The organism is Streptomyces sp. NBC_01485 (genome assembly GCF_036227125.1).
Lineage (GTDB): Bacteria > Actinomycetota > Actinomycetes > Streptomycetales > Streptomycetaceae > Streptomyces.
In genome coordinates, this window is sequence record NZ_CP109435.1 from 791,965 (window position 1) to 815,559 (window position 23,595).

General features: G+C 70.8%; 19 protein-coding genes and 3 pseudogenes. 6 read left to right on the plus strand and 16 right to left on the minus strand.

All coding sequences use genetic code 11. From position 1 onward, the window contains the following. Positions 1 to 52: 52 nt before the first annotated feature. Together OG352_RS03235 and OG352_RS03240 are read right to left on the minus strand one after the other, a co-directional pair. Positions 53 to 1,372, minus strand: a complete 1,320-nt coding sequence (locus tag OG352_RS03235; RefSeq protein ID WP_329214106.1) for an extracellular catalytic domain type 1 short-chain-length polyhydroxyalkanoate depolymerase — start codon at positions 1,370 to 1,372, stop codon at positions 53 to 55. 81 nt (positions 1,373 to 1,453) lie between these two features. After that, entirely contained in the window at positions 1,454 to 2,551 is a 1,098-nt protein-coding gene (locus OG352_RS03240) for a non-reducing end alpha-L-arabinofuranosidase family hydrolase (protein WP_329214109.1), read from the minus strand. Positions 2,552 to 2,870: 319 nt separating this feature from the next. On the opposite strand from OG352_RS03240, the gene OG352_RS03245 reads away from it, so the two are divergent. From OG352_RS03245 to OG352_RS03260, 4 genes are all read left to right on the plus strand, one after another. Further along, positions 2,871 to 3,848 (plus strand): pectate lyase family protein, encoded by a 978-nt coding sequence (locus tag OG352_RS03245; RefSeq protein WP_329214110.1) that lies wholly within the window; start codon positions 2,871 to 2,873, stop codon positions 3,846 to 3,848. 49 nt (positions 3,849 to 3,897) lie between these two features. Next, complete coding sequence (locus OG352_RS03250) at positions 3,898 to 4,719, plus strand: pectate lyase (protein ID WP_443072141.1); 822 nt, start codon at positions 3,898 to 3,900, stop codon at positions 4,717 to 4,719. Positions 4,720 to 4,798: 79 nt separating this feature from the next. After that, positions 4,799 to 4,939 (plus strand): hypothetical protein, encoded by a 141-nt coding sequence (locus OG352_RS03255; protein ID WP_329214115.1) that lies wholly within the window; start codon positions 4,799 to 4,801, stop codon positions 4,937 to 4,939. A 106-nt stretch (positions 4,940 to 5,045) separates the two neighbouring features. Then, complete coding sequence (locus OG352_RS03260) at positions 5,046 to 7,031, plus strand: HEAT repeat domain-containing protein (RefSeq protein WP_329214116.1); 1,986 nt, start codon at positions 5,046 to 5,048, stop codon at positions 7,029 to 7,031. 136 nt (positions 7,032 to 7,167) lie between these two features. Here OG352_RS03260 and OG352_RS03265 read toward each other — a convergent pair whose 3' ends face one another. Continuing rightward, positions 7,168 to 7,749 carry an Rv1733c family protein gene (locus tag OG352_RS03265; RefSeq protein ID WP_329214118.1) on the minus strand — a complete coding sequence of 194 codons (582 nt, stop codon included), beginning with the start codon at positions 7,747 to 7,749 and terminating at the stop codon, positions 7,168 to 7,170. Positions 7,750 to 7,961: 212 nt separating this feature from the next. Here OG352_RS03265 and OG352_RS03270 point away from each other — a divergent pair. Beyond that, positions 7,962 to 8,099: pseudogene (locus OG352_RS03270) on the plus strand (exo-alpha-sialidase); the annotation flags it as partial. 383 nt (positions 8,100 to 8,482) lie between these two features. Here OG352_RS03270 and OG352_RS03275 read toward each other — a convergent pair. From OG352_RS03275 to OG352_RS03330, 12 genes and pseudogenes are all read right to left on the minus strand, one after another. Next, positions 8,483 to 9,295 carry an ABC transporter ATP-binding protein gene (locus tag OG352_RS03275; RefSeq protein ID WP_329214120.1) on the minus strand — a complete coding sequence of 271 codons (813 nt, stop codon included), beginning with the start codon at positions 9,293 to 9,295 and terminating at the stop codon, positions 8,483 to 8,485. A gap of 13 nt (positions 9,296 to 9,308) precedes the next feature. Then, entirely contained in the window at positions 9,309 to 10,283 is a 975-nt protein-coding gene (locus OG352_RS03280) for a FecCD family ABC transporter permease (protein WP_329223687.1), read from the minus strand. A 56-nt stretch (positions 10,284 to 10,339) separates the two neighbouring features. Then, the gene (locus tag OG352_RS03285) at positions 10,340 to 11,383 is read right to left on the minus strand and encodes an ABC transporter substrate-binding protein (RefSeq protein ID WP_329214122.1); all 1,044 of its coding nucleotides are present in this window, start codon (positions 11,381 to 11,383) and stop codon (positions 10,340 to 10,342) included. A gap of 90 nt (positions 11,384 to 11,473) precedes the next feature. Beyond that, positions 11,474 to 15,748, minus strand: a complete 4,275-nt coding sequence (locus OG352_RS03290) for an amino acid adenylation domain-containing protein (RefSeq protein ID WP_329214124.1) — start codon at positions 15,746 to 15,748, stop codon at positions 11,474 to 11,476. After that, entirely contained in the window at positions 15,745 to 15,990 is a 246-nt protein-coding gene (locus OG352_RS03295) for a phosphopantetheine-binding protein (RefSeq protein WP_329214126.1), read from the minus strand. Before OG352_RS03295 ends, OG352_RS03290 begins: the two co-directional genes overlap by 4 nt. Positions 15,991 to 16,022: 32 nt before the next feature. Next, complete coding sequence (locus OG352_RS03300) at positions 16,023 to 17,585, minus strand: long-chain-fatty-acid--CoA ligase (protein ID WP_329214128.1); 1,563 nt, start codon at positions 17,583 to 17,585, stop codon at positions 16,023 to 16,025. Between the two features lie 17 nt (positions 17,586 to 17,602). Next, positions 17,603 to 18,103 (minus strand): (2E)-enoyl-ACP glycyltransferase, encoded by a 501-nt coding sequence (scoD, locus tag OG352_RS03305; RefSeq protein WP_329214130.1) that lies wholly within the window; start codon positions 18,101 to 18,103, stop codon positions 17,603 to 17,605. After that, positions 18,100 to 19,008, minus strand: a complete 909-nt coding sequence (gene scoE, locus OG352_RS03310) for a (3R)-3-[(carboxymethyl)amino]fatty acid oxygenase/decarboxylase (RefSeq protein WP_329214131.1) — start codon at positions 19,006 to 19,008, stop codon at positions 18,100 to 18,102. Before scoE ends, scoD begins: the two co-directional genes overlap by 4 nt. A 40-nt stretch (positions 19,009 to 19,048) precedes the next feature. Next, on the minus strand, positions 19,049 to 19,288 hold the full coding sequence (locus OG352_RS03315) for an acyl carrier protein (RefSeq protein WP_329214133.1): 240 nt from the start codon (positions 19,286 to 19,288) through the stop codon (positions 19,049 to 19,051). Continuing rightward, positions 19,285 to 19,737 (minus strand): annotated as a pseudogene (locus OG352_RS03320) (3-oxoacyl-[acyl-carrier-protein] synthase III C-terminal domain-containing protein); the annotation flags it as partial. The gene OG352_RS03315 and the pseudogene OG352_RS03320, both read right to left, overlap by 4 nt. An 87-nt stretch (positions 19,738 to 19,824) precedes the next feature. Beyond that, positions 19,825 to 21,189, minus strand: coding sequence for an MFS transporter (locus tag OG352_RS03325; RefSeq protein WP_329223689.1), 1,365 nt, complete (start codon positions 21,187 to 21,189; stop codon positions 19,825 to 19,827). Positions 21,190 to 21,462: 273 nt separating this feature from the next. Then, a pseudogene (locus OG352_RS03330) lies at positions 21,463 to 21,767 on the minus strand (aspartyl/asparaginyl beta-hydroxylase domain-containing protein). Positions 21,768 to 22,251: 484 nt separating this feature from the next. Between OG352_RS03330 and OG352_RS03335 the strand changes: the two are divergent. Further along, positions 22,252 to 22,785, plus strand: a complete 534-nt coding sequence (locus OG352_RS03335) for a copper chaperone PCu(A)C (protein WP_329214136.1) — start codon at positions 22,252 to 22,254, stop codon at positions 22,783 to 22,785. 69 nt (positions 22,786 to 22,854) lie between these two features. Here OG352_RS03335 and OG352_RS03340 read toward each other — a convergent pair whose 3' ends face one another. Beyond that, the gene (locus tag OG352_RS03340) at positions 22,855 to 23,508 is read right to left on the minus strand and encodes a sigma-70 family RNA polymerase sigma factor (RefSeq protein ID WP_443072143.1); all 654 of its coding nucleotides are present in this window, start codon (positions 23,506 to 23,508) and stop codon (positions 22,855 to 22,857) included. Positions 23,509 to 23,595: the final 87 nt, after the last annotated feature.

Sequence of the window (23,595 nt, forward strand, 5' to 3'; positions counted from 1 at the left end):
GGCCTCAACTCTTCGTGGTCTCAACTCTTCGTAGTCTCAACTCTTCGTGGTCTCAACTCTTCGTGCAGGCGGCCCCGTTGAGGGTGAAGGCTCCCGGTGTCGCGCTGTTGCCCGTGTGGTTCGCCTGGTAGCCGATGGTGACACTTGCGTTGGGGGCGAGCGTTGCGTTGTACGTCGCGTTCGTCGCCGTCACCGCTCCGGAGGCCGGTGCGTACGTGGCGCCCCAGCCGTTGGTGATGGTCTGGCCGCTGGGCAGGGTGAAGCCGAGCTGCCAGCCGTTGACCGTGGTGGTGCCGGTGTTGGTGAGGGTCACGGAGGCGGTCAGACCGGTGCTCCAGGCGCTGGTCGTCGCGGTCACCCGGCAACTGCCGGGCTCGGGTTGCGGGGCCGGGCCCGAAGCGTCCAGGCCGAAGAAGGTCAGCGCGCGGGCCGCCATGCCCCAGGCGTACAGGTTGTGGCCGACACCCTGCAGGCTGATGGCCTCCACCGGGGCCTGGTCACCCGTACCGCCGTACCGGGTGCGGGTCCAGCCGGAGGCGGGCGAGTCGGTGGCGGACGGGGTCTGGCTCACCCCCTGCACATTGGTCCACTGCTTGATCTCCTCGCCGAAGTTGGCGTAGCGCAGCACGTCGTCCTCGGTGCCGTGCCACACCTGCATGCGCGGCCGGGTCCCGGTGTAGCCGGGGTAGGCCCCGCGGACGAGGGCGCCCCACTCCTGAGCGGTGTGGATCACGGTGCCGCCGGAGCAGGCGCTGTTCCACTCGGAGCCGTCGGTGGTGGCGAAGCAGGCGAACGGCACGCCGGAGAAGGCCGCGCCGGCGGCGAACACGTCGGGGTAGTCGCCGAGCAGGACGTTGGTCATCATCGCCCCGGAGGAGATGCCGGTGGCGAAGACGCGGCTGGTGTCGGCCGCGTAGGCGGCGGTCACCCAGTCGACCATCGACTTGATGCCGACGGGGTCGCTGCCGCCGCCGCGCGTGAGCGCCTGGGGTGAGGCGACGTCGAAGCACTTGCTGCTGCGCGTGACGGACGGGTAGACGATCACGAACCCGTACTGGTCGGCGAGTCGGGCGTATTCCGTGCCCGAGTACATGTCCGAGCCCGAGCCTCCGCACCAGTGCACGGCGACCAGGACGGCCGGGTGCGCAGTGACGGTGGCCGGTGCGTACACGTACATCTTGAGGTTGCTGGGGTTGGTGCCGAAGCCGGTGACCTCGGTGAGGGTGGAAGCGGGGACCGGCGCGGCGGCCTGTGCCCGGGCGGACGCCTGTGGTCGGGCGGCGGCCGTGGGCGCGGCGAGGAGGGCGGCGGCTAGCAGGAGCAGCAGTGCGCCGCACAACGAACGCAGCGCTCTCCCAGGTGAGTTGGACACGTGCTTGTCCCTTTCTGTAGCGGCTCGGGGGACGTCGTACGTGAGGTGCGTGTGAGCGTTGCGGGCGAGCGGGCTGACGTCTCAGCAGGTGGAGTTCGTCTGGGTCACCAGGGCGAGCCGCCAGGGGAGTTGGGAGTAGTCGCCGCTCGCGGCGGGGTCCATGCCCTGGTAGAGGAAGCGGAGCCGGCAGGGGTTGATGGTGAGCGTCTGGTCGACTCCGTCGCGGATCAGCTCGCCGTGACTGAAGTCCGTGGTCCAGGCCGGCTGACCGGCCGCGAAGGTGACGTTGTCGGACCGGAGGAAGGAGTTGGCCTCGGTGTCGGCGAGCGGGGTCCACGCGCCGCCGAGGCTGTCGGCGGTCCAGGCCCGGAAGTAGCGGCGCCAGTCGGAACCGGTGGCCAGCGCCTCGACCAGCATCAGGTACTTGCCGCTGTTGCCGAGGCGGTAGACGTTGCTCGCCTCGAAGAGGTCGAAGCGGTTGGGCTCGGACAGCACGATCGCGGTGTCGCGGAAGCCGTTCGGGAACTCGGCGCGGGTGGTGCGGGAGCGGTACTGGTGGCCGTTGTCGTCCGAGAAGAACAGGTAGCAGTCGGTACGGTCGCAGACGGTCCAGAAGTCCAGCCAGCCGCCGGTGCCCTTGTTGTCGAGGACGATCTGCGGCTCGGCGTCGAAGAAGTACTTCGGCGCGCTCCAACTGGCGGGGTTCGCGGGGTCCTTGGTGGTCGAGTAGGACGGCGGCCCGGTCTGGTAGACCATGTACCAGGTCTTCTGCGGTGCGAAGTAGAACACCTGGGGCGCGGCCGCGTACCGGTTGCCGATGTTCGGGTTTGCGTCGAGGAAGGTCTGCGGTGCGGCGGCGGCCTGCGACCAGTCGGTGAAGCTGGTGTGCCCCAGGCTCCACGCCCCGGCGGTGTTGGCGGTCGTGAAGTAGACGTGCCAGCGGTTCTTGTAGCGGAAGACCGTCGGGTCCTTCACGGAGACGATCGGGTGGGTGGCGTCCGGCTTGGGGCTGATCAGCGGCCCCGTCGAGGTCCAGGCGAAGGAGCCGGGAAGCGGCCCGGCCCGCTCCGGGGACGTGGTCGTCGCGCCGGCGGGACCCGGTGACAGAACCAGGCCGGCGACGGCGATCAGGAGCAGGACCAGCCCGGCGGTGAACGTACGCGTGCGCGGAGTCGGCATCGACTCGCCCCTCTCTGACAGGTCATGAAGGGAAGCGTGCGCATCGCATGGTGGCATGCGCATGCCTGCCATGGAAGCGCTCCCACGCCAACTGCCCGGAAGCCCTTGCCGGTTGGCCGGAGCCTGGCAGGGGTGGCCGAATACGTTCTGCGCAAAGCGTTGACCAGAAAGCGCTTACCCTCTACGTTCCGTTCAGCAGTGTGACCGAGCCGCTTGCACTGACCCCCACAGAGGGCCGCACTGCCCGTGCATGACGTTCAGCAAGATGTACGTCATTCACATACGTGTCTCACTTCCCTCCCCGAAGGGACGCACCCGCATGCGCACAAGCCCCCCACGTACACACGCGCAAAGGTCCGCTTTCGTGGCGGTGGCCGCCGCTCTCGGCACGGCGGCGGTCCTCGCCCTCCCCCAGTCGGCCGGTGCCGCCGACAGCTCGCCGGTCGGGTTCGGCGCCGGCACGACCGGCGGCGGCAGCGCCACCGCGGTCACCGTCGCGACAGCGGCCGCCTTCAAGACCGCGGTGACCGGCACCGCGGCGAAGGTCGTGAAGGTCAACGGCCTGATCTCGCTGAGCGGTCAGATCGACATCGGGTCCAACACCACGGTCCTGGGCGTCGGTTCGTCTTCCGGGTTCACCGGGGGCGGGCTTCGCCTGAAGAAGGTGACGAACGTCGTCGTCCGCAACCTGAACATCAGCAAGCCGCTCAAGCCCGCCGACGGCATCGAGGTCCAGGCCTCGACGAAGGTGTGGATCGACCACAACTCCTTCTCGGCCGACCGCGATCACGACAAGGACTACTACGACGGCTTACTGGACATCAATCACGCCTCGGACTACGTGACGGTGTCCTGGAACACCTTCAAGGACCACTTCAAGGGCTCGCTCGTCGGTCACAGCGACAACAACGCGAGCCAGGACACCGGGCACTTGAGGGTGACCTACCACCACAACCACTTCAGCAACGTCTACTCGCGCATCCCCAGCCTGCGCTTCGGCACCGGCCACTTCTACGACAACTACGTCGTCGGCGCCGAGACGGCCGTCCACTCGCGCATGGGCGCCCAGATGCTCGTCGAGAACAACGTCTTCCGCTCGACGGCGGTCGCCGTCACCACCAGCCGCGACAGCGACGCGGACGGCTACGCCAACCTGACCGGCAACGACCTCGGCGGAGCCGCGACCGAGGTCTCGCAGGTCGGGACGTTCACCAAGCCGCCGTACAGCTACACCGCCGAGCCCGCCTCGTCCGTCGTCGCCTCGGTGACGTCCGGCGCGGGCGCCGGAAAGCTCTGACCGTCCGGAGAACTGTCACCATCCCCACTCTGGAAGAAGGCATCGGGACATGACTTCACCAGCACTTTCACCAGCACCTCGGCGCACCCGCGGGCGCGCTCTCACCGGCGGGCTGGCCGCCGTCGGCCTCACGGTTGGCATGATCATGACTAGTGGGGCGCTCACCCCCGCGAGCGCCGCCACCTGGCCCAGCGCGAACGGCAGCCAGGCGGTCACCGCCACCATCTCCGTCTCCGGCACCAAGGACTACGGGATGAAGCGCCTCTACGGCAGCGGCGACCTCGGCTCCGGCGGCCAGAACGAGGACCAGGACCCGATCCTGGAGCTCGCCGCCGGCGCGGTCCTGAAGAACGTCATCATCGGCGCGCCCGCCGCCGACGGCATTCACTGCAAGGGCAGTTGCACGCTGCAGAACGTCTGGTGGGAGGACGTCGGCGAGGACGCGGCGACCTTCCTCGGCTCCTCGTCGTCCAACGTCTACACCGTCTCGGGCGGCGGGGCGAAGGAGGCCAGCGACAAGGTGTTCCAGTTCAACGGCGCCGGGACGCTGAACGTCTCGAACTTCGCCGTGCAGAACTTCGGTACGTTCGTGCGCAGTTGCGGCAACTGCAAGAGCGGCCAGTACAAGCGCACGATCAACCTCAACACCATCGAGGCGACGTACAAGGGCAACAAGCTCGTCGGCATCAACACCAACTACGGCGACAGCGTGACCCTGAAGAAGATCACGATCGTCGGGGACAGCAGCAAGAAGATCATCCCGTGCCAGAAGTACATCGGCAACAACACGGGCAAGGAGCCGACCACCAACGGCACCGGAGCGGACGGGACTTACTGCAAGTACTCCTCGTCCGACATCACCTACAAGTAGTCCCGCACACCGACCCCCCACGGTAAGAAGGCGGCCGTACGAAGCGTCCCCGCACGGCGCTTCGCACGGCCGCCGACGCTTGTCCGCCGGAGCCGACCCCGAACACCGTTGCGGTGAGTTCGCGTCGGTGGCGGTGGTGGTCGTACGCGGTGAGACCGGCCATCTCCCGGTCGCCGATCCGGACGGGATCCTGGAGCGGAGCCTTCCCGTCCCGAACTGACCGTTCTCACCTGTGAGTCATCGCTCGATTCCGGTTCGTTGTCAGTGGCGTGGTGCAGACTCGTGATCAGTTGGCACTTCTCGCACTTCGTCCGGGGGAGGACAACGTGTTCACGGGGATCGACGAGGTCGACTGGGCCTCACTGCGACACGCGTACGGCAGCGCACGGGACGTGCCCGCACTGCTCAGAGGGCTGGCCTCCGCCGAGCCCGGCGAGCGGGCGGCGGCGCTGGACCGTATGTACGACGCGGTGCACCACGAGGGGAAGGTGTACGACTCGACGCTGGCCTGCGTTCCGTTTCTGCTCGCGCTCGCCGCCGACGAGCGGGTGCGGGAACGGGGCGGGCTGGTGGAGCTGTTGGTGAGCATCGGGGAGTGCGCGGACGCCGCCGTCCGGGAGGGCGCCGAGGTCTTCGTCGGGCTGGCCGGGGATCCGGACCCGGGAGTGCGCCGGGCGGCGGCCGCGGCGGTCGTGCGGTTCCTCGACGAACCGGCGCGTGTCCTGGCCCTGTTACGGGAGCGGCTCGCGGTCGAGCGGGACGACCGGCTCGTGATCGTCCTCGTCGAGAACCTCGGCCACTTCGCGCGACGGCATCCCGGGCAGGCCGCCGAGGCGGTGGAGTTGCTCGCCGCGCGGAGCGGTCCACCGTACGGGCCGGGACCGCGGCTGGCCGCACTGGGCCAGCTCGCGGGCTGCGCTCCCGGGCGACTTCCGGCCGATCTGGTGCCGACGGTCCTCGGGCTGGTCGGGGAGCGCTCCGCGCACCACCCCTGCCGCCCGGGCGCGGCGGGCGCGTCCGCCGTGCACTCACTCGTCGACCGGTTACGGCGCCTGCGGCCGTCGGACGAGGAGGGCACCCGGCTGCTGCGCACCCTGCACACGGCGCTCGACGACCGGCTGCCGGACCGGATCGCCCTGCTGCACGGGCAGTTGACGAGCCCCTGCCCGACCGACCGGTGCAACGCCGTGCTGCTGGCCGCCGCGCTGTTGCGGGAGTGGCGGGGCGACCACAGCGCGACGGTGGCGTTGATCGGGGAGCAACTGCGTCCGGAAGCGGGCGAGGACGAGGGGCGGTTGCGGGACACGGCCGTGTCCGTCCTCGCCGAGCTGTTCGCGCTGGCCGCCCCGGCCGCCGACCGCCTCCACGCGCTGGTCGCCGCGCGCCCCGACCAGTGGATACGGCGGTGGCGGCCCGAGGCTCCCCTGCTCGCCGGGCCGCTGCACGCGCTGGCCAGGAGCGGGGATCCACGGGCGGTGCCCGTCCTGGCCCAGGTGCTGGCCGGGCCGGTCGTCCCCCGGGACCTGGGAACCGCCGTCGCGGACCTCGGCGCCCCGGCGGCCCCGCTCGGGCCGGCCCTGCGGCGGGCGCTCGCCGCCGTGCCGCTCGACTCCCCCGACACGGCTACGCCCCTGCTGTCCGCGCTGCGGGCGCTGCGCGACGCGGAGGCCGTGCCCGAGGTGCTGCGTCGGCTGACCGGCGCCCGAACCGGCCTCGGGGAGCGGCACATACGGGCCGCCGTCGAGGCGCTGGGCGCCTTCGGGGCGGGTGCGCGCGAGGCCGTGCCGGTCCTGCGTGGGCTGCTGGACGGCGAACACGCCCTCGCGGCGGCGGCCGCCCTGTGGGCCGTCGAGGGCGACGTCTCCGCCGTCCTCCCTGTCCTGCTGCGGGAGTTGGGGCACGAGGATGCCTCTCACCGGGTGCTCGCCGCGCGCTCGCTCGAACTGCTCGGCCCCGAGGCCCACCCTGCGCTGCCCGCGCTGCGCCGGGTGATCGAGACGGGCAGCGGGCCGGAGCGGGCGGCTGCCGCATGCGCGGTCTGCCGGATCACCGGGGAGGTGGAGCCGGCCGTCGGCGGGGCACTGCGGTCCGCCTGGGCACAACACCCCCGAACGCGAACGGCGATAGCCACCTGCCTCACAGCCCTCGGCCCTACAGCAGCCGCACCACTGCACGACCTGGCGGCTACGGAACTCACCGTCCCCCGCCGCCACACCACCCACACCACCCGCCCCGGCGGCCACCGCAGCCACGACATCCCAAGAGACGAAGCGCTGTTGAGGCTGTGCCGGGAACTGGTGAGGGGCGCGTAGCCGGACGGCCGCCCTTGCGCACCGGACACCCTCGGCTGGGGGTACGGGTGGGGGCAGCGGCAAGGGCGGCCCCGCCCGGCCCGACCCGCAGGCCCGACCTGCAAGCCCGACCTGCAAGCCCGACCCGCAGGCCAGATCAGCCCGTTGGGCGGCCCCACAGTGCGTCGAAGCGGGCCCAGTCGGTGTCCCACTGGGCTACTCGGCGGCGTTCCAGGCGGCCTCGTACGAAGCGGCCGCCTGTGAAGGGGAAGGTTGCCGCGACCACTCCGGCCAGGCCGCCGACCAGGGAGGCGCGGAGTCTGGCCTGGGCTGCGGTGGCCGGTTCGGTCACCAGGCGGCCCCTTCGGTCCGTCCAGACCGTGACGGGGGTGCCTGCGGCGCTGCCGGGGCCGACCCGGACCTGGCCGGTGTGCGCGGAGCCGTCCGGCCCCGTCCATCCCACCTTCGCCCACACCTGATCGCCGCTCGAGGAACCGCTCGCGGCGACCTTGCCCGGGGCCTGCTCGGACAGTCGCCCCACGAGGGGTCGCCACTCGATGCGTTCCCGCGCCAGACCGTGCTCGACGGACCCTGCGGTCGCCAACCCCGCCAGCACCCCGGCGAGGACGGTCAGCGCCCACACGCCGAGCACGACCCAGGACTCCACCACGTCGGCGCGACGCTTGAGCGGGTTGCGCCGCCAGCGCCACAGCCACACCTTCGGACCACGGAACGCCATCGAAGGCTTCCTCCTCATGAGCACATGAACATCCCGGCCGCCCTCCCATACGGGGCAGGCGGGCGTGATGCTCAGGACGACTCCCTCGTCCCGACGTTCCCACGGCCTCGCCGCCCGCGCAGGCGTCCCGGCGAAAGTGGCCGATGTCATGCGGTCCCGGCCCGCCGTCCCGCTGTGACCTGCGGCGACGGACTGTCCGGAGGTGACTGTCAGTGGCGGGGTGCAGACTGGCCGGTGTCTGGGACAAAGAGGTCGAGGACACAGCGGAGGTGATCGGCATGAGTGAGGTACTGCTCGCCGTGGGCACGCGTAAGGGCCTGTTCCTCGAGCGGCGGCACGGTGGCACGTGGGGGTTGGGAACTGCTGGGGTTTGACTGCGTACGAGTGTGTTCCGGCGTGGATGGGTGAGTGCTGACGGTCGTGGCCAGGGGCTCAGTGCTGCTCTCCGGGTGGGGACCGGGTGGAAGCCAACCGCGCCGTCGCCTACCGCATCCACTACGACATACCTCCAGAACCACTGGGGGGCTCCACCAGCACCTGCAGCGGCGGCTGACCCGGCAGGACGGGGCCGCGCGGCATCTGGACCGCCCGGCCCCAGACGTGGTCACCTCCGCCGGGGTGTCGGCCGGCGTCGACATGACGCTGCATCTGGTCCAGCGCTTCGAGGGGAACGGGGCGCGCGAGCCGGCCCGGAGCGGCCTTCAGTACGAGCCGTTCAGCGGGTGACGGCACGTCACCGCTCGGCGGGTTCGGGTTCGGGCTCGGGTTGCCGGTCGCGAGCGAGTGGCTGGGCCGCGTAGGTGATGCGGACGACGCCGTCGGGGTGGCGTTCCGTGGTGCCGCGTACGCCGAAGACGTCGTGGAGGATGTCCGGGGTCAGGACCTCCAGGACGGGGCCCGCCGCCACCACCGCACCCTCGTGGAGGACGACCAGGTGGTCACAGAGGCGGGCGGCGAGGTCCAGGTCGTGCAGGACGGCCAGGGTCGTGATCCCGGTGCTGCGGATCAGGTCCAGGAGCTCGAAGCGGGCGCGGATGTCGAGGTGGTTGGTGAGTTCGTCCAGGACCAGGAGCTCGGGGCGCTGGGCGAGGGCGCGGGCGAGCAGGACGCGTTGGCGTTCGCCGCCGGAGAGGGTGGCGTAGTCGCGGTGGGCGAAGGGGGTGACTCCGCAGCGGGCGACCGCCTCGGCGACGACGTCGCGGTCCTCGGCGCCGTCGCGGCCCATCAGCCCGTGGTGGGGGGTGCGGCCGAGGGCGACGATCTCGGTCACCGTCAGGCCGGTGGTGGTGCCGGCGTCCTGGAGGACGGCCGCCGTGCGGCGGGCGGCGGTGCGCGCCGACAGCTCCCAGACGTCGTCGCCGCCGACCCGGACCACTCCGTCGACGGGGCGCAGCGAGCGGTAGACGGTGCGGAGCAGGGTGGACTTGCCGCTGCCGTTGGGGCCCACCAGCCCGACGATGTCTCCCTTGGCGGCCTCCAGGGTCACCTCACGGAGGATCGGCCTGCGGTCCAGGGTGATGTGGAGCTGGTCCACGGTCAGTTTCATACGGCCGTCTTTTTCATACGGAGTCCAGGCCCTTGTTGCGGCGCAGCAGCCACAGGAAGAAGGGGGCGCCGAGCAGGGCGGTGAGGATGCCCAGCGGGAGTTCGTTGGGGCGGGTGAGGGTGCGGGAGAGCAGGTCCACGAGGACCAGGTAGATCCCGCCCAGGAGTGCGGTCAGGGGCAGCAGGCGGCGGTGGTCGGCGCCGGTCGTGAGGCGGACCAGGTGGGGGATCATCAGGCCGACGAAGCCCACCCCGCCCGCGACGGCGATGACCGTGCCGGTGAGCAGTGCGCTGATCACCAGCAGGACGGCGCGCAGGCGGTTGACGTCCACGCCGAGGGCGGTGGCGGACTCGTCGCCGGCGAGCAGGGCGTTGAGCCGCCGTCCGAACAGGGTCAGCAGGACCGTGCTCGTCAGGACCACCACCGTGACCGTGGGCAGTTGGCTCCACTGGGCGCCGGCCACGCTGCCCAGCATCCAGAACATGACCGTCCGCAGCTCGGTGGGCGTCGCCAGCAGTTGGACGAAGCTGGTCACCGACAGCAGGACGTAGCCGACCGCGACCCCCGCCAGCACCAGCCGGGTCGGGGCCAGCCGGCCTTGTCTCTGCCCGAGGGCGAAGACCAGCGCCCCGGCCGCGAGCGCCCCGACGAACGCCGCGCCGGACACCCCGAGACCGGCGAGGCCGCCGAGCGCCGCCCCGCCGAGGGTGATGACCAGCACGGCTCCGAGCGAGGCGCCGTAGGAGAAGCCGAGGACGACGGGGTCGGCGAGCGGGTTGGAGACCAGGGTCTGGAGCACCGCCCCGGCGACGGCCAGGCCCGCGCCGACCAGCGCGGCGAGCGCGACACGAGGGGCCCGGAAGGTCCACACGATCTGGTCCAGGGCCAGGTCGTCGGTGGCTCCACGGCCCGTGACGTGGTGCCAGAGGATTCCCCACACGTCGCCGACCGGGATGTTGACCGCGCCGATGCTCACCGCCACCACCATGACCGCGACGAGCACGATCAGCAGGGCGGCGACGGAGAGCGGGAGTGGCAGGCCGCTCAGAACTTGTCGGGGTGCAGCATCTCGGCGACCTTCGCCACGGCCAGGTCGTTGCTCGGGCCGAGGTACATCGAGTCCGACAGCGCCACGTACGTGTTGTTCTTCGCGGCCGGCCACTGGGGGAACTCCTTCAGCAGTTTCTTGGCGTAGGCCGCCGGGTTCGGGTCGTTGTAGCCGATGACGACGAGGGCGTCGACGTCGGTGGCGGCCACCTTCTCCTTGCTCAGGTCGGCGAAGGAGGTCTTCGAGGCGTTCTCGAAGGCGTTGCTGCCGCCGGCCTTGGCGAGGATGTCGTTGTAGATGCCCTTGGCGACGACCGAGCTGAAGTCGTTGCCGCCCATGACCATGTTGGAGAACAGGACCATGACCTTGGGCTGCTTCTCGCCGTTCACCTTGGCGGAGACGTCGGCGATGTGCTTCTCCGAGGCAGCGATCAGCTTCTCGGCCTGGGCGCTCTTGTCGAAGATCTTGCCCATGTCGCGCAGCAGCGTGTAGCTGTCGGCGATGGTCATCTTCGTCGTGTCCTGGTCGCAGCCCTGCGGGGACACGTAGGTGTGCGCGCCGACCTGCTTCAGCTGCTCGCGGGTGGCGAAGCCGTTCTTCTCGTCGAAGCCGTACGCCGTCGTGGACAGCACCAGGTCCGGGCGCAGCCCGATCATCGCCTCGCGCGGGATGTCGTAGGCGTCGTTGAGCTTGACGTCACCGGTGGGCAGTGCCTTGATGGCGGCGGCGCGGCCGGAGACCTCCGACATGCCGTAGCTCTGCTGGTTGGCGACGATCTTGTCCTGGACACCGAGGGCGAGCAGCGTGGAGACCTCGGCGACCGAGGCGCCGTTCATGACGACGACCCTGCTGGGCTCCTTGGTGAACTTGTCGGACTCCCCGCAGTTCTCGAGCGTCACCGGGTAACCGGACTTCGCGGCAGCCGCCGACGCCTTGTCACCGCTTGCTCCGTCCTGGTCGGTCGAGGAGTCGGCGCAGGCCGCCGTGACCAGACAGAGAGCGCCGGCCAAGGCGATGGCGACGGGCCGTTTCTTCGACATGCGTGCTCCTTGCAGCGGAATGTTCGTGACGCGACGGGCTCTGTCGCAGTAGTCGGGGGGCGGAGCCGGTGAGTTCCCGGAAATCCCCAACTACTTTGTGGGAGTTGCGAGATGGGCTTGTCGCCCGGCTGGAGCGGGCAGCGCGCCCGTGGTGACGCAGTGGTCGAGGTAGCGGAGGACGAGGTCCCGGTCGGCGGGCGGGCAGGTGATGCCGCTGCCGTGCAGGCCGGTCACGACGTTGTCGGATCGGATGCGTCCCAGGCGCAGGTCGGGGGCGGCGGCATCGCCCGGGTCCGCGTCCCGGGAGTCGAAGAAGGCGAGCGTGGTCGCCGCCACGCCGGGGTCAGCGCGCGAGCGCGGGAGCTCCGCACGCCACTGGGCCAGAGGCATGCGGCGCAGCGGATAGCCGTACTCCTCCAGCCAGTCGTACACGTCACCCAGCCGCACCGGTGTCGTGGCCGCGTGGTTGAACACCGGCGCGGTCGGCCGGCGTGAGCCGAGGGAGAGGTGTACGACGGCCTCGGCGACGTGGTCGACCGGTGTCCAGGTCTCCTCCTCGAACAGCTCCGGGACGATGCCGGCGGGGACCCCGGCACGCAGCACGCTCCACAGGAAGTCCCGCTCGTTCACATAACCCGTGGTGCGCGGGCCGACGATCCGGCCGAGCCGGTGCACGGTGACGGGCAGACCCCGCTCGGCGGCCTGCTCCATCAGGCGCTCGGCCGCCCACTTCGACTGCTGGTAGCCGTACCGCAGTCCCGGATGGGGCGGGAGGAACGCCTCCGGTACTTCGGAGGCGAGGGCGAGCGGCGGGGCGACGGAGAGGGTCGAGACGAAGTGCAGGGGGATCGAGCGCAGGGCCGCCAGGCGCAGCAGCTCTCTGGTCGACTCGGTGTTGGCGGCGCGGAGGGTGGCGTACTCGCGCAGGATGCTGACGGTCGCCCCGTTGTGGAAGATCGCGCCGCAGGTGCGGGCCAGTTCGGCGAAGAGCGCCCCGTCCAGGCCGAGGCGGGGGCGGGCGAGGTCTGCGGGAAGGGCCGTGATGCGCTTCTTCGCCGCATCCGGGAGGTGGAGCAGATGAGCTTCCAGGGCCTGGTGGACGCGGGCTGTGGCCTCGTCGGAGTTCGGGGCCCGGACGGTGCAGACGACCTCCGCGTCCGTGCTCGTCAGGAGCCGGGCCAGCAGGTGGACGCCGACGAATCCGGTCGCGCCGGTGAGCAGGATCCGGGCCGGTGTGCCGCTCGGCCGGGGCCCGTCACCGGGGCGGATGTCCGCGTCGAGGACGGAGTCGGCGAGCAGGTTCTCGGGGAGGCCGGGCGGTGCCGGCCGTGCCTGCTGCTGCTGCTGCTGCTGCTGAAGGAAACGCGCGAGTTCGGCGGGGGTGGGGTGCTGGAAGAGCCAGGCGACCTTCACGTCCCGGCCCAGTTCGACGCCGAGGCGGTTGGCCACCTGGATGACCTGGAGGGACTGGGCTCCCAGGTCGAACACGTCGTCCCGCGCGGAGACGACGGCCACCCCGAGCACCCGTTGCCAGGCGGCGGCGATGCTGTGCTCCAGCGTGCTGGACACCGCGGTCCGAGGGCCGGGGGCCTTCGTCGCGAGCGCGTTCCGGTCGGTCTTCCCCGAGCTCGTGCGGGGCAGGCGGTCCAGGAACTCGATCGCCGACGGGATCATCGCCGCGGGCAGCGTCGACCGGAGGCGCTCCCTGATCCCGGCCACGGACGGAGCCGGTCCGTCCGGAACGACGTACGCGGCCGGCCGCCGCGTCCCGTCGTCCAGCACCTGTCCTACGACGGCGGCGTCACGGACTCCCGGGCAGGCGAGGAGGGCGCTCTCGACCTCGGCGGGGTGCACACGATGTCCGCTGACCTTGAACTCGGCGTCCGCGCGGCCCAGGTAGCGCAGTTGCCCGTCATCGCCGATGCGGACCAGGTCGCCGGTGCGGTAGGCGCGGGGCGCGCCGGGCAGGGCGTCGAGGGGCGCGAAACGGGAGGCGTCCGGCGGGTCTCCTCGGTAGCCGAGGGCCAGGTTGCCGCCCAGGAGGTGGAGTTCGCCGTCGACGACCGCCGCGCGGGTGCCGGGCAGCGGCAACCCGATCGGTACGTCTCCCGGGGCGAGAGCGGGGTCGTGGAGATCGGCGACCGTGGCGACCACGGTGGCCTCGGTCGGGCCGTAGGTGTTCAGCAGCCGCACGGACGGGCCGACGGCCTCGCGCCAGCGGTCGACCCGCTCGGGGAGGGCGGCCTCGCCGCCGATGACTACGGTCCGCACATCGGCGGGCAACGAGGCCGTGCCGGTCGAGACGGTGTAGGCGACTTCGTGCCAGTAGGCCGTGGGCAGGTCGAGGACGCTGATGCGCAGCCGGGCGCAGGCGTCCAGGAAACCGGGGACCGAGTCGGTCATGTCGTCGCTGCGGACGACGAGCGTGGCGCCCGCGCACAGGGCGAGGAAGATCTCCTCGACGCTGGTGTCGAAGTGCGGCGGGGCGAACTGCAGGACGCGGTCGCCGTGTTGGAGGCCGTAGCGGTGGGTGGCGCCAGCGACGAAGTGGGCGAGGGCTCGGTGGCCGATCTCGACGCCCTTGGGGCGGCCGGTGGAGCCCGAGGTGTGCAGGACGTAGGCGACGTCGTCCGGCGTGGGTACGGTCGGTTGGGCTGTGCCGGGCTCTGGTCGGTCCAGGGTCATTACGTCGGCGTAGGCGGGCGGCGTCAGGACGAGTCCGGGCCGGACGTCCTCCAGCAGCTCCGCCCTGCGCGCCGCCGGTGCCGACGGGTCGAGGGGGCAGTAGGCCGCCCCGGACAGCAGGACGCCGAGGATGGCGGTGACCGCGTCGATGCCGCGCGGCAGGGCCATGGCCACCAGGTCACCGGTGCCCACACCACGGGCGGCCAGTCGGCGGGCGAGGTCCCGCGCCGCGCCGAAGAGCTCCGCGTACGTGACGCTCCGCCCGTCGTGCTCGACGGCGACGGATCCGCCGCGCCGGGCCACGTGGTCGGCGATCAGGCCGAGGACCGGGCGCGCGGGACCCGGCAGCGGCCCGCCGTCCAGGACGGGGACGGGCTCGCGCGCACGCAGCTCGTCGAGAGGGCGGTCGGGGGCGGCGACGGCCTCCCGCAGCAGAGCGAGCAGTCCCTCCTGGAACGCGGCGGCATCCGCCTCGTCGTAGAGATCGGGGTTGGCGTCCACGGCGATGCGCAGGCCCGCGCCCTCGGAGCGGTCGTAGACGTTGACGGACAGATCTTCGACAGGACCCGCGGAGACGTTGTGGACCGTGCTGCGGTGTCCGGCGAAACGCAGGTCGTACTCGAACGGCATGATGTTGACGCCCGGCCCGGACAGCCGGCGCTGTCCGCCGACGAGCCGCAGGTCGCGGCGCAGTTGTTCGTAGCGGTAGCGCTGATGCGGCAGGCCGGCGCGGAGTTCGTGGGAGACCCTGGCGGCGAGATCGCGCAGGGTGTCCGACGCGGCGACCGGGACGCGCAGGGGCAGGATGTTGCGGACCGTGCAGGGCACGCGCAGCGAGACGGAGCCGAGGCGGCCCATGGCGGGCAGGCTGAGGACGATCTCCGGGGCGCCGGTCGCGTGGTGCAGGTGGGCCGCCGTGACCGCCAGCAGGACCTCGGCCCAGGTGACCTTGAGGTCGCGGGCGAGAGCGCGCAGGGTCTGTGTCTGTGCCGCGTCGAGGTCGACGACCCGGCGGTGGAAGGTGCGGGCGGGCAGGACCGCGCGGCCCGCCGGGGTCGCCGCGGGAGGGCGGTCCGCGTACCGGTCCGTCCAGTAGGCGCGGTCCTTGGCGAAGCCGGGCGACTCGCGGTAGGCGCGTTCCTCGTCCCGTACCGAGGCCAGGGTGCCGAAGCCGCTGTCCGCCACCGGCTCGCCCGTCGCCAGGGCCGTGTAGACCTCGGCGACCCGACGGGCGACCAGGGACAGGCCGAAGCCGTCGAGGGCGATGTGATGGACGCGGTGGTACCAGAGGTGTTCCTCCGGGGCGATCCGCAGCAGGGCGTGGCCGAAGAGGGGGCGGCGGGACAGGTCGACGGGGCGGGCCATGTCCTCGTCCATCCAGGCCAGGGCCGCCGCGTGCGGGTCGGGTTCGGCGGTGTGGTCCGCCGTGTGCAGGCGCCAGTCGCGGGCCGGGGCGTCCGTTTCCCAAGGGCGGCCCTCGTCGTCGACGACGTAGGCGACGTTCAGGGCCTCCGTCTCCGCGACGACGTGGTGCAGGGCCGCGTCGAAGACGTCCGCGTCGACCGGTCCGTGGATGTGCACGTACTCGGCCGTGTTGTACGCGGGGCTGTCCGCATCGAGCAACTGGCCGGTCCGGACGCCTTCCTGGGCAGCCAGCAGGGGACGGCGCACCGCCGTCACGTGGTTCCCTCCTGGCGCGCGGAGAGGAGTCGCCACCACTGGGCGAACGAGGTGCACTCGGCGAGTTCGACGAAGGTGATGTCCACGCCGGTGGCCCGCCACCGTTCCATGAGGGTGGTGATGCGCAGGGAGTCCAGTCCGGCGTAGAGGGGGTTGTCGTCGAGGTCGACCTCGTCGGGCTGCTGGTACAGGTACTCCGCCAGGTCCGCGCGGAAGCCCTCCAGCGTGAGGGGAGCAGGCATGTCGTTCTCTCTCGATCCGGCCTGATGGAGGGCTAGTTGACTTTGCGTGTGGCGTCGTTCCAGAAGCGGTCGCGCAGTTCGCGGCGCAGGATCTTTCCGCTGGGGTTGCGCGGGACACTGCCGACGAACTCGTAGCGGGCGGGCAGCTTGAAGCCCGCCAACTGCGGGACGAGGAAGGTGTGCAGGTCCCGGGGGCTGGGCCGCCGCTCGGGGTTCGGGACGATGAAGGCGTGCACGTACTCGCCCCAGCGTTCGTCGGGGGCCCCGACGACGACGGCCTCGCTCACGCCGGGGTGGCCCTCCAGCACGTTCTCGATCTCGGCCGGGTAGACGTTCTCGCCGGCGACGAGGATGGCGTCCTTGATGCGGTCGCGGATGAAGACGTAGCCGTCCTCGTCGACGTATCCGGCGTCCCCGGTGTGGATCCAGCCGTCGACGAGGGTCTCGGCGGTCTTGTCGGGGAGTCCCCAGTACTCGACCATGTGGGCGGGCGTGGCCAGGCACACCTCCCCGACCGCGCCCGTCGGAAGTTCGCGGCCGTCGCCGTCGATCACCTTGCTCCGGACGCCCGGATACGGCCGTCCCGCCGCCTGCATGAGGGAGCCGCCGGGGACATGGGCGGCCGGGGGCAGGCATACGGCCGTGTTGCCGGTCTCCGTGAGGCCGTAGATCTGGGCGAACTCGCAGTCCAGGACGGCCAGGCTCTCCTCCAGCAGAGCTTCGGAGATCGGGGAGCCGCCGTAGACGGTCTTGCGCAGGGTGGTGAAGTCCTTGGCGCCGACGCCGGGTTCGGTGAGCATCATGCGGAGCATGGCCGGGACGACGCAGGCGGTGGTGATGCCGAGGTCGCGGATGAGGCCGACGGCCTGGCGGGCGTCGAAGGCACGCATCGCGACGACGGTCGTACCGGCGTTGAAGTTCTGCGTGGCCCACCACAGTCCGCCGATGTGGAAGCCGGGGATGCCGACCAGCGCGATGTCCCCGGCCCGCCAGTCGATCCAGTCCAGCCCCTCGCTCGCCAGGGCGTCACGGATCGCGAAGAAGCTGCGGTGGGCGAGCACGACGCCCTTGGGCAGTCCGGTGGTGCCGCTGGTGTAGAGCTGGGCGACCGGTGTGTCCGGGGTGGCGCTTTCCGGCAGTTCGGTGTCGGGGTGGGGTGCCTTCCAGGTGGCGAGGGACTCTCCGAGTGCGACGACCGTCTCCGGGGGCGCGGTCGGCATCTTCTCCACGATCGGCCCGAACTCCTCCTCCAGGAACAGGAGTCGGGTGCCGGAGTCCTGGAGGATGTGGCTGGTCTCGGGTGCGGTGAGCCGCCAGTTGACGGGGACCAGGACGGTGCCGCTCTTGGCGCAGGCGAAGAGGATCTCGTAGTAGTGCTCGGACTCCTTGCCGAGGTAGGCGACCCGGTCGCCCGGTGCGAGTCCGGCGGCCCGGAGGGCGTGGGCGATGCGGTTGCTCTCGCGGTGCAGTTGCTCGTAGGTCAGGGTGCGGCCCTCGCACAGGACCGCGGGAGTGGCGGGCCGGTGCCGTGCGTGGAAACCGGTGGTCTGGACGAGTGTCCGGAGTTCCGGGTGGTGGAGCCTGTCCATGGTCATGGGTCTCTCGCCTCGTGTCAGGGGACGTTGACGAACGCCAGAGTCGCCTCGCCGTCGCAGCGGCCCGACTCGGCGTCCCAGTAGCGGAATGCGGTCTTGGCGTGCAGGAACGGGCCGCCGCCTGCCGGGGCGCGCCGCGTGACGGACCGGAACTCCATCTCCCCGGAGAAGGCACGGGGATTGACCGGACGTCGGAAATTCGATGCGAAACGGGCGATGAGAATATCCGGGAGCTGGTGCTTGAAGAAGTCGTCCAGCGTCCAGGACTCGAACCCCGTACCCAGCCCTTCCTGCACGGACTTGGCGACGAGGTAATACATCATCTGGTTGTAGCAGATGTTCACCTCGACGGAATTCAGATGGCCGGTGTCGTCGATGTAGCACGACTCCGGGATCGCGAACTCGCAGCGGGCGAAGGCGTGTCCGGCCTCGGTCTCCGTCACGACGGCCGAGAGCAGGTACTTGCAGTGCCGTTTGTAGGGCTCCAGTACACGGTCGAGCAGATCCTCGTCGGTCACGCCGCCTTGATCCCGTCGTGCAGCCTGCGTTCGTCGTGCACGGTGACGCGGAAGGAGACCGTCGGCTCGGGGGTTGTGGTGTGCCGGGCGCGGTGGATGAGGCTGCGGTTGTCCCAGACCAGCAGGTCACCCTGCTCGAAGCTCTGGAGGTGGATGCCGTCGTGCTCGAAGGTCTCGTCGAGCTGGCCGGTGGCGTCGAAGAGCCGCTTGAGCAGTTCCTCGTCGAGCGGGTTGCCGTCCCGGTCCTCGATGCCGACGGTGAAGCCCTCGCTGATGTAGAGGACCGTCTCGCCGGTCATGGGGTGGGTGAAGGTGGTCGGCTGGACGACGGCCGGCGCCTTCTGCTCGACCTCGTCGATGATCTCGGAGAGGGGTCGGTAGACGTCGTTCGGCCGTATTTTGAAGTACTTGCGCACCGAATGCCTACAGTGCGTCCCGGCGATTTCCCTCTTGAGGTCCTCGGGCAGCTTCTCGTAGGCCTTGCCCATGTCGATGAAGTAAGTGCCGCGGTTCTTCTCCGGGATGACCTGAGGGTAGATCAGGGTGAGACCGAAGGGGTTAGGCATGAACTGGTAGTCGGCGTGCCAGAACTTGCCCGTCTTCGGTACGCCGATCTGCTTTCCGTCCTTCGGCACGTTGGAGGAGACGAATATCTCCGGGACCTCCGGGTGCTTGTACATCGGTTCGTAGTACGTCTCCGGGCGGCCCAGGCGCCTGCCGAGGGCGAGGAACTCCTGGGGGGCGAGGTCCTGGCCCTTCAGGACGGCGATCTTCTTCGTGTAGACGGTGTGCTTGAGCGCCGCGATGTCGGCGTCGGACGCGGTGACGTGGTCGAAGCCCTCGACCGTCGCGCCGATCTCGCCGATCTCGCCGATCTCGCCGCCGGACCGTTCCTTGATCTGCATGGCGTACTGCCTTTCGTGACGTGCGGATGGGGCGAGGAGGTCAGACGGACGCCGGTCGGGCGTCGATGAGTCCGACGACGTCGGCGAGGGTGAGGTCGGGCTGGAGTTCGTCGTCGCCGACCGTCACGCCGAGGTCGCGCGCGATGCGGATGCTGATCTCGACCGTCGTCAGCGAGTCGACGTCCAGTTCGCCGAGGGTCGCCTCGGGGCGGATCCGGTCGGCCGGGGCATCGTGCAGCTTCGCGAGGATGTCGACGAGTCGCTCGTAGGTGGTGCTCATGACGTCGTCCGTTCTTGTCGAGAGAGCGAGGGCCAGGTGAGGAGGCAGGAGCCCCAGGTGAGGCCGCCTCCGAAAGCGGTGAGCAGCAGCCGGTCGCCGGACCGGACGGCCTGTCGGGCGGCCGCGTCGGCGAGGGCGAGCGGTATCGACGCGGCGCCCCGCGTCGCCGACGGACTCGACCTGGCTCACGCACCGCTCCCGGGGCAACCCGAGGTCGTCGGCCACCGAGCGCAGCATCCGCAGGTTGGCCTGGTGGGGTACGAAGTGGTCGACGGCGCCCGGCTCGTCGGGGTGCCCGGCGCGCAGGACGACGGCTCCGGCGCCGTCGCCGAAGATGATCGCGTTGGCCCGGTCCAGGGGTCCACGATCGTGGAGTAGGCGTCCGCGCCGATGAGCAGCACCCGTTCGGCCGGCCCGCACAGAACGGCGGCCGGAGGAGCGGAAGGACCGTCGGCAGTAGGAGACATGGGGGCACTCCAGGCATGACGGAGGACGGACCGGACGTGGGGGAGAAAGACACAAAGGGAGGGAGACACCTACGGACTTGTGGTGCCGCTGGTGCCACGGCGGAGCAGCAGCGCGAGCGCGCCGCAGCCGATACCGGCCGCTGCCGCGAAGACGGCCGTACGGATGCCGTCGAGCAGCCCCGGGCCGGAGGCGCTCTGCCCGACACCACCGGCGAGCGCGACCAGGACGGCGAGACCGACCGCGCCGCCCACCTGCAGGGTGGTCGACGCGAGGCCGGAGGCCACGCCCTGGTCACCGGGGGCCACCCCGGCCGACGCGGCGATCCACATCCCCGTCCACGCGGCGCCCTGACCGAGACTCAGCAACACGATCCCCGGCAGCAGCCAGGCGTACGAGCCGTCCGAGGTGAGCGCCAGGCCGAGCGCCGCCGCCCCGGCGGCGCCCAGTGCCATTCCGCCCACCAGCATGCGGCGCACACCGAAGGCGGCCACGGCCCGTTCACCGGCCTGAGTGCCGACGGCGACCACTACGGCGGGCACCAGGAACGCGAGACCGGTCGCGACCGCGCTGTATCCGTGGACGGTCTGGAAGTACAGGGTCAGGAAGTACGGCATCGAACTGAACGTGGCGCTGAACAGCGCGGTCATTCCCATGGCCACCAGCAGTCCCCGGTGGGCGAACAGCCGTGCCGGTACCAGCGGTTCACGGGATCGCCGCTCCACGACGGCGAAGAGCGCCAGCAGGCAGACGGCCAGCGCCGCGCTCGAGAGTGCCGCGGGGGTGGCCCAGCCCTCCGCCGGGCCCTGCACCAGCAGGAACACCAGCAGCGTGATCCCGCCCGTCGCGGTCAGCGCGCCCGTCACGTCGAAGCGCCGTGAGCGGTCCCACGGCCCGTCCGCCGGAAAGAGCAGCCACCCGGCCACCGCGAGGACTCCCGCGATCGGCACGTTGACGAAGAACACCGACGACCAGCCGAACGCCTCCACCAGAACCCCGCCGAGCAGGGACCCGAAGCACAGGCCGCCCGCTCCCGCCGCGCCCCACACCGCCAGGGCGCGGTTCCGTGCGGGGCCTTCCTCGTACAGGGTGTTGATCAGGGACAGCGTCGCCGGGAACAGCAGCGACCCGCCGATGCCCTGCACCGCCCTGACGGCGACCAGGACACCAGCACTCTCCGACAGGCCGCCCACCATCGACGACCCCGCGTACAGCAGCGCCGCGAGGACGAACATCCGGCGCCGGCCCAGCAGATCCGCTGCCCGGCCGCCCAGCAGCAGGAAGCCTCCGGTGGCCACGACGTACGCGCTGACCACCCACTGCAGGTCGTGGTCGGAGAAGCCCAGCCCGGCGCCTATGTCGGGCAGCGCGACGTACACGATGTTGTAGTCGAGCGAGATGACGAGCTGCCCGAGCGCCAGAACCAGCAGGGACATCATCCATCACCCCCCTCAGGGTCACAGGTATCCGGAATTCCATGGAAGAGAATTCCGGAAGGCCGATTATTTTCCGTCACGGTAGCAGTCCGATTGCGGCTTGGGAATGCCCGACTTCTCGCCCCGCATTACGGGTTGGCAGAACGCCTGGGCAGCACTTCCACCCGACAGTCGGAGACTGCCGGGATTGAAGTACCAGCGATGCCGGATAAAGCCGGATCGATTTCCGAGCTTTATCCGGGACTGCTGCTTTCCTGGACTATTTCCTTCCGGTCATCCCTCCCCCATGAGCCGGCGGATCTCGCGGATCTCAGTGATGAGGGCGACCAGCGCCCGGCGCTCCGGAACGGTCGTCTCGGGATGCCGGAGGTCGATGAGCAGGCAGGTTCGCGGCCGGGCGCCCTCGTCGCGGGCCTCGTGCTCGAAGGGGTGGTCGAAGAGCAGGCACTTTCCCTCTTCCCAGGAGCACGCCTCCCGGGCGACCGTGATGCCGCACCGTCGGAAATGTCCACGGCGAGATGCAGGTTGATGCTGAAGTTCCACAGGTCGCAGTGGGGGACAATGGCGGAGCCCGCCAACAGGGTGGAGAAATGGAATTCCAGGAGAGGCAGATCTTCTCCGTGTCGACGGCGAAGAGGGCGGCGGCCATCGCCACGGAGGACTGCAACAGACGTCTGCGTTTCACGTGTGCCGAACCACCTTCGCCCGAAGTTCCGCGCTCACCCCCGGCTGCCTCGCGTGGCGGTCTGCCGGGCGTCGAGCTGAGCTGTCGGACTGGTAGTCGGTCGAAGGTGGGCTTGAGTTCCCGATGTCTTCGGGTCAATTTCCTTTGCTGTGGCTGTAGTTGTGAACCCGGCCCGGTCCGGTCACCCGGCGGACGGTGTGGTCGTCACCCCTCTCCGGCGTACCCCCGCCCAGCCTCAGCCCGCCGCGATCCGCGCAGTTCCGTAGGCCGCGTTCGATCCGGGCTCCGCGGGAGTCCGTCCCCGCCACCGCAGGACGGAACCGGCCAGCTCGACATGGGCCGGGAACCAGCCGGGTCCGCGCCCCGACCACTGGCACATGGAACCGAGAAGCCTGCCGCGGGTACTACGCCGGACGCGGAACGCGCCGTTCACCAACGTCCTGTGGGCCGTCGCGCCGCCGTTGGGCGCTTCCTTCGGCGCGCTGGCCCTGCTGGTGGCCTACACCGCGACCGGCGCGGCAGGCGATCCGCCGCCGAGGATCAGAGTCGTCGACGCGCGCATCGTCGCGGCGGCCTCGGACCCCGGCTCCGGCTCCGGCTCCGCCACGGCGTACTTCGAGATCCGCAACACCGGCCCGTCGAAGGACACCCTGCTGTACGCGGACTCACCGGCACTGGGCATCAGCATGCTCCGCCGTACGGTGAGCCTGAACGGATCCGAACGCACGGACCGGGTCGGGGCCGTCGACGTTCCGGCGGGCGGCACGGTGCGCATGACACCGGGTGGACTCGAGGTCGCGATCCTGGATCCGCCCGTGCTGAAAGCCGGGCAGAAGGTGCCCTATCTGCTGTGGTTCCAGGAGAGCGGGAAGGTGTCCGTCCGGGCGACGGTGGCCGAGGCCGCGAGGTGAGCCTCGGTGGCGGCCAAGGCCGCGCGGACCCCGGGGAGGGGTGCCGGTGAGGCACCGGCACCCCTCCCGTCACGCGGCGACGGCAGCCGGAACCGGAGGCTCCTCGGCTTCGTCGAGAAGCGCGACGAGGGTCGCCCGGGCTCGTGCCACGCGCGAACGGATCGTCCCGACAGGGCAGCCGCCGGCCTCGGCCGCTGCCTCGTAGGGCAGTCCCGTCAACTGGGTGAGGACGAACGCCTCACGGCGCTCGGCGGGCAGCGCGTCCAGCAGGTCGAGCAGGGCCACGCCCTCGTCGAAGCCGGGCAAGCCGCTCGGCTGGGCCCGCTCGGCCCAGGCCGTCCAGTCGTCGACGTCGGCCGACCGCGGCCGGGTGGCGGCGTACCGCAGGCTGTCGACGAACGTGCGGCGTGCGATGGACAGCAGCCAGGTGCGCGCCGACGAGCGCCCCTCGAACCGGTGCAGGCTGCCGAGCGCCCGCAGGAACGTGTCCTGTGCGAGGTCGTCGGCCAGTTGGCGGTCGGCGGAGAGGTACGTGACGTAGCGGACGACGTCGGGACGCAGGGCACGCACGAAGCGGTCGACGGCGTCGGGATCGCCGGTGCGGGCGGCGAGGGCCCAGGCGGTGGCCGGGTCGTCGGGCGACGCCGTCGCACCGGGCTGGTCCGCCGTCATGTGTCCCGCGTCGCGCTTCCTGGACGACAGGGGGAGGACAGGAGTGATCACCTGATGTCCTTCTCGGGTGGTCCGGGACCGCTCCGGCGCGGCGGCACGCACGCGAGCGTGAGTGGGAGCACGCCGGGCGTGGGGTGC

What these genes read in the sequence shown, in the direction of transcription:
- OG352_RS03240 (WP_329214109.1), bottom strand. Translation starts at nt 2,551, where the DNA reads ATGCCGACTCCGCGCACGCGTACGTTCACCGCCGGGCTGGTCCTGCTC.
- OG352_RS03245 (WP_329214110.1), top strand. Translation starts at nt 2,871, where the DNA reads ATGCGCACAAGCCCCCCACGTACACACGCGCAAAGGTCCGCTTTCGTG.
- OG352_RS03250 (WP_443072141.1), top strand. Translation starts at nt 3,898, where the DNA reads ATGACTTCACCAGCACTTTCACCAGCACCTCGGCGCACCCGCGGGCGC.
- OG352_RS03265 (WP_329214118.1), bottom strand. Translation starts at nt 7,749, where the DNA reads ATGGCGTTCCGTGGTCCGAAGGTGTGGCTGTGGCGCTGGCGGCGCAAC.
- OG352_RS03275 (WP_329214120.1), bottom strand. Translation starts at nt 9,295, where the DNA reads ATGAAACTGACCGTGGACCAGCTCCACATCACCCTGGACCGCAGGCCG.
- OG352_RS03280 (WP_329223687.1), bottom strand. Translation starts at nt 10,283, where the DNA reads ATGGTGGTGGCGGTGAGCATCGGCGCGGTCAACATCCCGGTCGGCGAC.
- OG352_RS03285 (WP_329214122.1), bottom strand. Translation starts at nt 11,383, where the DNA reads ATGTCGAAGAAACGGCCCGTCGCCATCGCCTTGGCCGGCGCTCTCTGT.
- OG352_RS03295 (WP_329214126.1), bottom strand. Translation starts at nt 15,990, where the DNA reads ATGCCTGCTCCCCTCACGCTGGAGGGCTTCCGCGCGGACCTGGCGGAG.
- OG352_RS03300 (WP_329214128.1), bottom strand. Translation starts at nt 17,585, where the DNA reads ATGACCATGGACAGGCTCCACCACCCGGAACTCCGGACACTCGTCCAG.
- scoE (WP_329214131.1), bottom strand. Translation starts at nt 19,008, where the DNA reads ATGCAGATCAAGGAACGGTCCGGCGGCGAGATCGGCGAGATCGGCGAG.
- OG352_RS03315 (WP_329214133.1), bottom strand. Translation starts at nt 19,288, where the DNA reads ATGAGCACCACCTACGAGCGACTCGTCGACATCCTCGCGAAGCTGCAC.
- OG352_RS03325 (WP_329223689.1), bottom strand. Translation starts at nt 21,189, where the DNA reads ATGTCCCTGCTGGTTCTGGCGCTCGGGCAGCTCGTCATCTCGCTCGAC.
- OG352_RS03335 (WP_329214136.1), top strand. Translation starts at nt 22,252, where the DNA reads ATGGAACCGAGAAGCCTGCCGCGGGTACTACGCCGGACGCGGAACGCG.